Annotated in this window: 8 protein-coding genes; all 8 read right to left on the bottom strand. The window is 37.3% G+C overall.

Annotated features, from left to right (window positions below; translation table 11 throughout):
* Positions 1–81 precede the first annotated feature (81 nt).
* Positions 82–6,477 (bottom strand): AAA family ATPase, encoded by a 6,396-nt coding sequence (locus PL11201_RS00260; RefSeq protein ID WP_079676650.1) that lies wholly within the window; start codon positions 6,475–6,477, stop codon positions 82–84.
* 183 nt (positions 6,478–6,660) lie between these two features.
* Positions 6,661–6,822, bottom strand: coding sequence for a hypothetical protein (locus PL11201_RS26340; RefSeq protein ID WP_159451484.1), 162 nt, complete (start codon positions 6,820–6,822; stop codon positions 6,661–6,663).
* A gap of 75 nt (positions 6,823–6,897) precedes the next feature.
* Positions 6,898–7,179: a type II toxin-antitoxin system RelE/ParE family toxin gene (locus PL11201_RS00255; RefSeq protein ID WP_079676649.1), complete on the bottom strand. Its 282-nt coding sequence runs from the start codon at positions 7,177–7,179 to the stop codon at positions 6,898–6,900.
* Entirely contained in the window at positions 7,176–7,400 is a 225-nt protein-coding gene (locus PL11201_RS00250; RefSeq protein ID WP_079676648.1) for a hypothetical protein, read from the bottom strand. Before PL11201_RS00250 ends, PL11201_RS00255 begins: the two co-directional genes overlap by 4 nt.
* Positions 7,401–7,469: 69 nt before the next feature.
* Positions 7,470–7,697 carry a Uma2 family endonuclease gene (locus PL11201_RS00245; protein WP_339394333.1) on the bottom strand — a complete coding sequence of 76 codons (228 nt, stop codon included), beginning with the start codon at positions 7,695–7,697 and terminating at the stop codon, positions 7,470–7,472.
* Positions 7,698–7,768: 71 nt separating this feature from the next.
* Complete coding sequence (locus PL11201_RS26335; protein ID WP_159451483.1) at positions 7,769–7,915, bottom strand: hypothetical protein; 147 nt, start codon at positions 7,913–7,915, stop codon at positions 7,769–7,771.
* Positions 7,916–7,960: 45 nt separating this feature from the next.
* Complete coding sequence (locus PL11201_RS00240) at positions 7,961–10,651, bottom strand: CHAT domain-containing protein (protein ID WP_079676647.1); 2,691 nt, start codon at positions 10,649–10,651, stop codon at positions 7,961–7,963.
* Positions 10,652–10,698: 47 nt separating this feature from the next.
* The gene (locus PL11201_RS00235) at positions 10,699–12,141 is read right to left on the bottom strand and encodes a lipase family alpha/beta hydrolase (protein ID WP_079676646.1); all 1,443 of its coding nucleotides are present in this window, start codon (positions 12,139–12,141) and stop codon (positions 10,699–10,701) included.
* Positions 12,142–12,182: the final 41 nt, after the last annotated feature.

Genomic DNA, 12,182 nt, shown 5'->3' with positions numbered 1-12,182 from the left:
GTCGAGATGCGCGGTGATTCACTCCTATCTCAAAGAACCCGCCCGCGACTCGTTATTAGTCCAAAACCCATTACTTATTAACTATTTCCTACTCCCTTCTTCCACAACCATTTCAATTAAATTCAGTAATTGTTGATATTGAAAATGCTGGATTTGATGGGCGATCGCATTTCCTAATTCTAAATTAAGACTCTTGATTTCTGCGGTGATAGCTTCCATTTTTTGTTGATCCAGATTAACAATTGATTCAAATAAATCTGTTACTAAATTAGAAGGTAAATTCGCTATACTTTGAGTTGTTAAAACCTTTAAATTTACCTTAGATAAAAGAGAAATATCTGATTCTTGATAAATAAATTCTACTCCTAAATGTTTTTGTAAAATTTCAAATATTTTCATATCTCGAAAGGGTTTTCTAATAAAATCATCGCAACCGGATGATAAAACAATTGCTCTTTCCTCATCAAAACTACTCGCAGTCACCGCAATAATTACGGTTTCTTGACCTTGTATTGTATTTTTAATATGTTGTGTTGCTGCATAACCATCCATCACAGGCATCCGCATATCCATAAAAATTAAATGGGGTGAATATTGTTGACAAGATTCAATCGCTTCAATGCCATTACTGGCTTCATAAACTTCAAAGCCTAAACTGGATAATAATTGAATTAACATTGTTCGGTTATCCCGACGATCATCCACCACTAAAATTCGATATTCAGGTTGATTAGGAGCTAAACTCATCACTTTTTGATCGGGAATTTGAGGTTGAGAATCTATCCGATCAAGAATAATAATTTTAATCTCAAAATTAAAAATAGTTCCTTTTCCTACTGAGGATTTTACTTTTAAATCTCCGCCCAATAGCTGAATAAAAGACCGGGAAATCGCTAATCCTAATCCCGTTCCCTGTTGAGAATTCCGACCAGATTGGGTTTGTACAAACGCTTCAAATAGAGTTTCTAATTCTTCCGGTGCAATCCCGATTCCCGTATCTTCGATCTCAAAGAATAACTGATCCGTTTCCGATTTAACCCTTAAACAGACCCCTCCTTCTGAGGTGAATTTAACGGCATTTGCTAATAAATTTATTAAAATTTGACGTAATTTTACTTCATCTGTTCGGATATATTGAGGGAGATAGGGTGATTTTTCAAAGAGCAACTGAATTCCTTTATTTTGAGCTTGAAAATAAAATAAATCCTCTAAATCTTCTAATAATTGATCAAAATTAAAATCATTTTCATTCATGGTAGTTCGTCCCGACTCAATTTTTGATAAATCCAAAACTTGATTAATGAGAGTTAATAAATGTTCCCCACTTCGGGTAATAATTCCTAAATTTTCTTGCTGTTCTGAAGATAAATTAGAAGCACGATTAATTAGTTGAGAAAATCCTAAAATGGCATTAAGAGGAGTTCGGAGTTCATGACTCATATTGGCTAAAAATATACTTTTGGCTTGGTTGGCGGCTTCTGCGCTGGCTTCTGCTCGTTTTCTTTCTGCAATTTCTTGTTGGAGTTCTAGGGTACGTTCTGTAACTTGTTGTTCTAAAGTTGCGTTATAATCTGCTAAGAGTTTTTCCGCTTGTTTGCGTTCGGTGATGTCTTGAAAAGTGGCGATCGCATATTTAACTTGACCGGTTTCATCCACAATCGGTGTACTAGAAACTTCTAAAGAGATAATTTGATCCAGATGATGAATCTCCATATCATCAACTTTAACTGTTTCACCCGCTAAAGAACGAACAATTGGCATTTGATTTGTGGGATATAATTGCTTTGTTCCGGCTCGATAAACCTGACCAACTTTGGCAAATTGCTGATAATTAAGTTCGTGTATAGTATTCATTCCTGTTAGTTGAGAAGATGCTTGATTAGCATAATTAACTTGCCCATTCTTATCCAGAACAGTAACACCAATTGGCATCGCATCAATAAATTGAGTGAGTTGGCTTTCCCGTTCTTTAACTTCAGTGTAAAGTTTAGCATTGGTAATAGCGATCGCGGCTTGTCCTGATAATAATTGCAAAATTTCTAACCTGTCAGGAGTGAAAACTTGTGCGGTTAAACGATTTTCTAAATAAACAATTGCACTGAGTTGTCCTTGGTTCATCAAAGGCGCACATAAAATCGATTTTGGTTGATGGGTTTGAATATAAATATCATTTGTAAATTGTCCTTCAGAGGTTGCATCATTTAGCACGACTTTTTCTTTAGTTCTAGCTACATAGCCCACAATCAACTCTGCTAATTTTTGACAATTTTTAACTGGAATAGATTGTAAAACTTCCACTCCTTCATGATCTAAAGCACACTCAGCCTCTATTAAAAGTTCTTCTTGATTTTTTAAAATTAAATAACCGTTTTGAGCACCAACATTCTCTATTAAAACATTCATGAATTTAGAGAGTAACTTTTCAAGAATAATTTCTTCAGAAATAGCTTCGGAAGCTTTCATGATGGTATTGATATCTAAAGAAAAACTCGAATGCTTGCCAGTTGTTGAGACAGACGTTGAGATGTCTTGAGCAATTTCTTTATTAATTGTAAAGAACTGATGGTATTGTGTTTCTAAATGTTGGACTTTAGCGGTTGCACCCCAGAGTTCATATAAGTAATGGGCTTCCTGCATATAGGATTTAGCAACAAGCTCTCTATTTTTTGAGAGATAAAACTTAGCAGCCAGTTCACAAGCAATCGCTGCTTCATGAATATATTTGTTTTCTTTGGCACTGGAAATGGCACGATCATAATAATCCATCGCCTGTGTCTCTTTTCCTAATACTCGACACCGTTCAGCTTCCACTAATAAATACTTTTGCAAGTTATTCACCCGAGCATGATGTGCCCATTTTTTCATCTTCTTCTGATTGCGAAGCACTTTCTGGAGCAAACGCTGACGCTCCAATTTCTTTGCATCCATCACCAATGCAAGGCGAACCAGGGAATCATAAAAATAAAAATGGGGAACCGTTAGAACAGCAGTGCCCCCATCGAAATACCCTTCAGTAAGTTCAGCATGAGCAGCGGCTTGCGAAGCTTGACCAAATAAAAAGCAAAGCATCATTTTGCTAAAGTACAGGTGAGCCAGTGCTTCGCAATCACATCGCTCCAGTAGCACAGGCAGCACCACCCGTTCGTCAAAAACCTGACCCACTAAAGAACAAGGATTTTCTCCTTGACCCCGCAAATTCAAAACCATCTGATGCCATCGCTCTTGGACTTCAACAACGAAGGTCTGCCCCATTTCACACATGGCTTGAGTATAGTTGCCCATCTCAGAGTCAAGTTGCGTCAATTCCAAGCCACTAAGAAAGGCGTAGCCACAGTAGTAGTAGGCGCAATTAGCCGCATATTCCCAATCTCCGGTTTCCAGTGCAACTGCATAGGCATCCAACAGAGGCTTTAAGATTTCCTTAACCGGTTCTACCCAATGGCGGATAAAAACCAGAACCACCATCTCTGTTCTCACTTGAACTGCCCTGTCATTGAAGTGGGAGCTTACCTCCAGGGCAAGCTGACCAAATTGATAGCCCAACTCAACGTCTCGCAACAAGCCACAGAGCATTCCACCGTAGCTACCATAAGCGCAAAAAGCAGATTCAGGAAGGTTACCCCACTTCAGGGATAGGCTCAGGTAATGAAAGATGATCAACAATAGTAATCTAGGTGTTGTGATATAGGCAGCTGTGCTAATTGCATAGAGGAGACGCATGACTGCTTTTGGGTAAGGATCGCTAGTTAAGGGCAGGTCAACAAACCTGGAAATCGGTCGTAATCCAATGGCTAATTTCGTCCGTAGTAATCCCCACCAAACATCACGCTGACTCGGCTTTTTGGGTAACCTAACTTTTAGCAATTTCAGCACACCTAATCCTGTATTAATCGCTTTAGTAAACTCGCCCTGAAAGATGTAAGTATTAATTTTTAATTGATACACTTTGACTTGATCGAGTACCGTTTTAGTATTTGATAAAACTTCTTGAATATATTGTTCTAATAAAGCCATATCTGTATTAACATAGGCAACTTCGGCAGCTTCTTCATAAAGTGAGAGGGTTAGAGAATATTGATGCTGCCAACTATTCGGGGCTAAGAGTTCGATTCCGGTTTGCAAATAATTGAGAGCGGGTTGATAGGCAGCCGAGAGTTTGGCTTTTTGACCCGCTTTGAGATTTAATTGAGCCAATTCATCTTTTTCAGACTGACTAGAAATCAGTGGCAGGCTGAAATTGAGTTGATTAACAACATCAAAGATTTTCTCCTCTTGTTGATCTAAAGTGGTTGTTTGTAATAGGAGTCTGCCAAGTTGCTGATGAATGATCGGTTTATCCGGTTCGGGGATAAGGCAATAGGCAGCTTGTTGAATTCGATCATGGGCAAATTTGTATTCGAGGGATTGAAATGGGGGAGTTGATAAAAGACGATTTGTAAATTCTTGAGTTGCGATGGGCTCCGCTCCGCAGAAGGCGATCGCGAGTTCTATATCCTCCATATTATTGATGGGAATAACTAAACCTTCGGCAACGGCTGGACGAAGTGCATTAACCGTTTCTTTTAAAGGGTTTTGATTGATTAAATTCAGGAGGTTCACTTCAAACTGATTTCCAATACAAGCAGCAATTTTTAAGGTTTTCTGGGTATTTTTGGGAAGCTTTTGAATTTTGTTAATCATCAGTTCCACAACGTTATCCGTGAAGCCTCGCTTTTGAATTTTTTCTAAATTCCACTGCCAACTTAAGGTTTTATAGTTAAAATCTAAGAGTTGCTCTGTATAAAGGGATTTGAGAAATTCATTCATAAAAAAGGGATTGCCACCCGTTTTTATTTGTAATAATTGAGCTAAGGGTGTTGCTTGTTTTGCTTCACAGTTGAGGGTCTCGGAAATAAGCTGAATCACGGTTGGCAAGTTTAAGGGCGAAAGAAAAAGTTGCTTAAAAATTGTTCCATTCTTGGCAATTTCATCTAATGTCGCTATTAAGGGATGGACAGCAGAAACTTCGTTATCCCGATACGCACCAATTAAAAAAAGTCCGGCTGAAGCCTGACTCATCAGAAGTTGCATTAATTTTAAAGATGCCCCATCTGACCACTGTAAATCATCTAAAAATATGACTAACGGATGGTCAGGTTGCGTAAAAACTCTGATGAAATTTTTAAATACTATGTTAAATCGATTTTGAAATTCTGTTGCTCCCATATCAGAAACAGGAGGTTGCTTTCCAATAATTAATTCGACTTCGGGAATAACATCGATAATAATTTGACCATTTATCCCTAAAGCAGTTAATATTTTTTGTCGCCACTCCTGTAGCTGTGCTTCAGTTTCAGCTAACAATTGTTTAACTAATTCTTGGAAAGCATTGACAATTGCACTGTAGGGAATATTGCGTTGATATTGGTCAAATTTGCCTGAAATAAAATAACCTCGTTTTTGAGTAATAGGTTTATAGAGTTCTTGGATAATAGCAGACTTGCCAATTCCCGAATAACCCGCAATTAAAAAGAATTCACTTTGCTCATAAACTCGCTCAAAAGCTGTTAATAAAGTTTCAATTTCTGCCTCTCTACCATAGAGTTTTTGCGGAATTTTAAATTGATCCGAAATATCTTGACAAGCTAAGGGAAATATTGATATAGTTTTAGTATTAATTAACTGATTTAAACAGATTTCTAAATCTGCTTTGATTCCTAATCCACTTTGATACCGCTCTTCGGCATTCTTCGCCATTAATTTCATGACTATATCTGATAAAACTTGAGAAATTTCTGGATTAATTTGTGAGGGTGATAGGGGCTTTTTAGCCATATGAAAATGAACTAATTCTAGGGCATCGGTGCTATCAAAAGGAAGTTGGTGGGTGAGCAGTTCATAAAAAGTGATACCCAGGGAATAAAAGTCAGTCCGATAATCTAAACTGCGATTCATTCTTCCCGTTTGCTCGGGAGACATATAGGGGAGAGTTCCTTCTAAAACATTAGGGTTTTTGAGAGTTGGGTTTTCCCTTGTTAATTTTGTGGAAATGCCAAAATCAATAATTTTTACTTGCCCGGTGGTGGGGTTAAAAACAATATTGGAGGGGTTAATATCTTTGTGAATAATATTAGCCGCGTGAAGAAATCCTAAATTTTCTGTGGTGGCGATCGCAATTTTCAAAAATTCTTCTAAGGTAAATTGTCTTTTTTTCAAGCATATTTTTAAAGATTCCCCCCCAAAATCCTCTAAAAACATCACCAAAGTATTTTGATAGGGTTGCAAATCATACACTTTAATCACCCCCGTTAAATCCAAGGATTGAGTAATTTGATATTCCGTGCGATAACGAGCGAGTTCCTGGGGTGTAGGGTAATTTTCCTTAAGGATTTTAACAATAACAGGTTCGTTATCTAGCTTTCGGATAGCACGATAAACTAGGGAATTCGTACTTTCATAGATGCAAGTTTGGACTTCAACACCGGGGATAGTCAGCATATTGAAACCGTTCTCCAACAGCAGGCAAACGAGGCTAAATCTGTCTTTAGATAGATGTTTTTTGTGAGTTAGTATATCCCTAATTGGCTAGATACTAACGATAAACATTCTAACTATTTAAAAAAGTAGCATAAGTTTGCCTGATCAGGTATAGCGGTATCAGGAGCAACAATATTAATAATTTTAAATAATCCCGGCTTGTTGAAAAACTTGCAGAGGCGTGAGTTGCAATCCTTCTAAGGCGATCGCTCTTTTTTTATAAGAGGGTTCTGTAAGTACCTTAGTAATAAAGGATTCTAAAGTTGTATTCATTCCAGCATGAGTAATGGTTAAAGTCGCTTTCAATTATTTCAAGAGTGGTAAAATAGCAAAAGTTAGGAGAGGTTTTAAGAATAATGCGATCGCCCTTAACTTTTAAGTTTAGTAGACATCATCATGGTTTCCGAGGTTCAACAGTAAGATAATATTTTCCGAGTCATTGATAACAGTAAACTCGAACAAAATACGATAACGATAGTCAATTGATGCTGACCAAATCCCATCAAATTCACCCGAAAGTTTATGAGTTTTTAGAGTAGGATGAAAAGGATCAGTAGCCAGTTGACGGAGAGTTTCTTCAATCGCTACTCGCAACTGCGGATTTTGGCGAATTAATCGTCTGTAGGCTCTTAGAGATTTGGGAGTCCAAGCAATTTTTCTCAAGTATCTAACTCCCTAAGAAAATCATCTACAGAACCCACTATAATCATGCCTTCAGAGGCTTCCTGTCGAACTTCTCTAATTTCTTGGAGTAGTTGTTCTCGACGGTTTCTCTGTAGGCGCTTCACTAAGATTTCAACGATTAGGTTTTGTTCCTCGATTGAGAGGGATTCTACTGTATCCAGTGCTTGTTGAAGCCTTGAGGTTTGTAATCCTTCGGACATAGCTCATGGATGAAAATTACCTTTATGATTATAACATGATAAGCTCTCTTGACCTCTCCCTACCCTCTCCTAAAAGGAAAGGGAAAAGGAACAATGTTCATACCATTCTATCCCCACTTCTCCTCGGTTTTGACACCATTGGGTTAACAGGGTATATAGGGTTCCTGTGAGTCGGGAGTGAAAACGTTTAGGAGCCATTTTTGAAATTGCTTCTCCATTAATCAATTCATAGTTTAAGTCGGTTTCGGGAAGGATCAGAAATTCGTCTAGGGTGAGTTGAGTTTTGAGTGTTACCATCAGTTGATTACTCAAATAGGTGTTGGCTTGAGTTCGGGTATTGAATTGATTATAACAAGATTACATAACATTTATTTGGATAGATTTTGAACCTGGAGAGTTCTGTTATTTTCAGGACAAGCTAAAGTTTGATAATGGGGCAATACAGCGGCAAAAAATATTAATATAAAACTGGCAAGTCTAGTAATTTTATTGGCGATTTTTTGGTGGTTTTGCATGACATTAATCTCCTGTAATTATTGAGCTAATTTTAAATACAATATTTAATCTGGTTTCATGTTAGCAAAATGTTCTAATAACATCCGGTGAACAAAGATATATCCACCCCCAACTTTTTGCATAAATAGACAATCCGTGGCATAGTTTAAAAATCCTGCATAATTCCAGGGAGCATATTGATTGAAGGAAAGAATCAGACGTAAAGTTAAATGTTGAATACAAACCCCAATTCCACCAAATATAAGTCCCAAAAATAGCCCATATAACCCTCCTCCTATTAGCCCAGGTAACATCGTTGCTATCCCTACTTTCTGGCTCGTCATTAATGCTAATATGGGGGCAAAAATCAACCCCTGGGGTAGACCGACTATCACTCCTCCTAACAGCCCCAATAACCCCGCACTTTTAGCGGATTTCCAAATGCCTTGATTCGGAAAAATTCGAGTCTCTATTTCTGGGCCTCTAAAACCTCGACTCATACAATAAAGTAGAGTTCCATAGATAAAATTAGATAATCCAAACAGAAGTAATGCCCTAGTTTCTCCCAGCAGTTTATAGTCCCCGATGGCATCACTTGTAACATTATTTTTTACAATTAGTACGGCTTGTATCCCAAAAAATATCCCAGAAATTATACCAAAAATCAGTCCGCCTAATACACTATTTTTGGCTTCTTGCCAAGACCATTTGATACTTTCTACAGGTTTAATTTCTAATTTACTCAAAGCCATAATAATTCCAAAAATCATTCCAACTAATAGTCCTCTGACAATACCCAGTAGTAGCCCAAGAACTATTCCATTTTGCATTCCCATGAGTTGATCTAAAAAACCAAGAGTTAAAGAAATTGGGATCGAAATTAGCCCAGAAACTAAAGCACTGATCAGAATTAAAACCATCCGATAAAAAACATTAATTTGGACTGGGTTTTGTAACCAAGTGGGTTGTAGTTGCTCAATAAAAAATACGGTTTGCGAGGATTTAATCATCCCTTTTGCTAACCAATTTAGCCATTTTTTTGTTTGATCTTGGGGATATAGATTGTTTTTCTTGCTTCGTTGAAACATTCGTTTAATATAGGTATCAAATAAACGTTGATAGCGTTTTTCCGGTGAACTCAGTTGATGTAAGAGTTCTTCCTCTGAAAAATCTTTATAAGCTAAACTCATTACACTTAAAATCAAAGGATTTGTAGCAAACTCCTCCAGTTGCTGATCCTGTTTTAACAGTTGTTTCAAATGAATTAGTTGGTTTCCCACTTCATCTAAATATTGATAAACCTGTTCAGAGGTTAGGGGTTGAATACAAATGGCACTACTTAACTTTAAACGTTCGGAAAGGGCTTCATATTCTCGCACTCGACTACAGACTACAATATCAGTAACCCCATGGGTTTCTATAAATTGATTCAATCCCCGCACAAAAGCATTCCGATATTTTTCTGCGACTTCATCTAAACCATCTAATAGTAAAATTAATTCCTCTTGTTTAATCAAACTTTTACCCAAAGAAGGAGGAACTTTATATCGATTATTGAGTTCTTCAACTAACCAGTCTGCAATATTTTGTCGTTTATTAACCCAAGAGGAAAGGGTAAAAACAACGGGAATGGGTAGACTTAAATCCTGTTCACTGCGAGTTACTAACCGTTGTGCTATTTTTAATAATGTAATGGTTTTTCCGGTTCCGGGTTCCCCCAAAACCAGCAAAGTTTTTCCGGTTCCCATCTCCGTATAAATTTCTGTTTCTTCGAGTTCTTCAAAGGATTCATCCAGTTCCACAGGAACATCATCAAAAGCACGTTGAACAGCATCAGGACGTTCTTTGATATTAAATTCAATTAGAGCATTAGTATGCAGAGACTTTTCTAAAAATCCTTTAATCCAAGATTCTTTCACTCGGTGAACTAATGCTTGTCGATAACGATATTCTTGTTGACTTAAGGGTTGAACTCTAGCGGGTGCTTGTCCAAAATCATCCCAAACATCTCTCGCTTGTTCTCGATATCTTTTGCGGTAAATTTCTCTTTGAACCGCTTCTATTAAATCCGGTGAAACCCTGAAATTAGAAGACGATCTTGTATTGGGAATATGGACAAGTTCTGCTTTCTTTTTTAGAACTGGTTTTAAGTGTTCGGGTATAGGAACTTCGTCATCAATAATATCAATCAGTTCACACTGACGAGTGGGTTCAACACTGCGGGACTGAGGGGTAATTTTTTCGGGAATTTTAATTAAAATTGCTACACAACCCTGTTGATAGGATTCATGAATAGATTTACCATAAGCTAAGGCTTGATAAAATCCGGTAGCAAATGCGATCGCCGCATCATCCCGAATTTCTTGACTCATCCCAATTACATAGTTAATATGCTCAACAATCGCTTGAGCTTGTACTTCTGAATAACAAGCATTTAATAAAACACATTCAACTTTATCATTAAATAATCCAAGAAGATGAGAAAAAGTATGGGTACTGATTAACTGTTCTCGTCCGGCTTCATTTTGCAGCACTAAACCGGGTTCTCCACTTCCATGTCCGCAGAAATGAACAATTAGGGGTTCATGTTCTAGGAATAGTTCCTGCAAATCTTCAGGACGGACAGCTAACTCAATTTCAACTTGTAATTCTGCTTCTTTTCCATGTCGGTTGATTACTTTTTTTAAGTCCCGAATTTCTCGATCTAAGTTCAGGTCTTTTCTGGGATTAGAAGATAAAATTAAAATTTTTTTCATGTTTTTTTTCCGATATTATTGAAAAAGAACAAATCATCTTTCTGGTTCTAGTTTCTAACTACTTCAAACAGGTTATGTACTGGATGGGGTGCTTCTACACTGTGATTTTCTGTTCCTACAGTTACTCGATATAATCCAGGTTGTAAGTCATCCAAAGTGAGAACCCATTCCTGTTCTTTTTCCTGAAAATTAAGGTATATAGGAGGTTTTTGATCGGAAACAGATATAATTTTCGCCTTGAGTTTTCCAGATTCTAAACCCGATGAACTAATCACTCTTGCACGCAGATGAATGGGTTCATTCGCTAAATATAAATCTTCTAAAGCTAAACTAATAGCACTTTGACTCGCTCTGACCGTTGCCAAGTTAAACTGACTCATTTCTAGTCGATTTTGTAAATCTTGTAGAATTTGATTTTGGTTTTGTAAAGAACCATGAGACTCAGCAATAAATATATTATTAAAACTGCTAGAAAGCTCAATTGGAATAGCAGAGATTTGAGGAACTGTGCCATCACCATCAGCTAAATCAGGTCTATTTTGTAAGATTTGGGGGAGTTTTTCACTAGCAATGATTTTGCCGTTGCTGAACTCTGCCGATTGTAACGTGGGTTGTTGGATACCTGCAATTGGAACAAGGGTAAAGGAATTACGATAGGTTTCATCGTTGAGATGTTTGTTAACGGCTGTTTCAATTTCTCGATGGAAATTTAGGGCATCTTGAGCACGTTTTTTAACAATATTAGGTAAATGATCCGCTTCAGCAATTCTTAAATATTCATCTCCAATTTCAAGGATGGGATAAATAGGAAGCAGTTGATAAATGGAGGTAAAAGAACGCAAGACTTCTGTGAAATCTAAGAATTGCATTTTGTAGCCATTGGCCAAAAAATTAACAGCATTCAGTGAGCCTCGATAGGGAGTTCCAAAGGTAAATAAAGCCCGACAATCTCGCCAACCTTCCAAGACTTCTAAGTAATAACGAGAGACTAATCCACCCATGCTATGAGCCATTAAAATCACTTTGGCATCCATAGCACCACTGGCTTCTCGCCAGCGTTTTAGTCGTTGATCAATTAATTTTTTTAATAAACGGGCAGAAACCCGGTTATCTCGTCGCCAATCATAGGGAAAATGATAAAAATTAGCAGCTTTATCCTCTGGATCATTGTAGATATTACCCTGAATAACATCAAAATTTTCAGTAATTAAACGGGATGTTTTGGTGTAGCCATCAATCTTAACTAATCCAGGGACTAAATGAGTATCTTCTACTAATTGAGTCGCGATAATTCCATCTCCTAAACTTTCAGCTTCAGGATCGTCTTGATCAATTTTAAGATGCTCAATAGTAGTACCTAAATTGGTTAAGGCTTGCCAAATCGCTTGACCAGAAACCGCCCAAAGATCTTTACCGTCTTTTTGTAAAACGCTCCCCGTAATACCTGGGAGAATCACGACTAAATCTTTCATGGGAATTTTTTTAGACATTTTAATTCATCCTTTTACTAATTTTTTTTTATTTTTTCCCA

Origin of the sequence: Planktothrix sp. PCC 11201 (assembly GCF_900009135.1) — a bacterium.
In the GTDB taxonomy this organism is placed as follows: Bacteria; Cyanobacteriota; Cyanobacteriia; order Cyanobacteriales; family Microcoleaceae; genus Planktothrix.
Note: the sequence above shows the minus strand (reverse complement) of the source record. Positions and strands in the feature narration are given on the sequence as shown.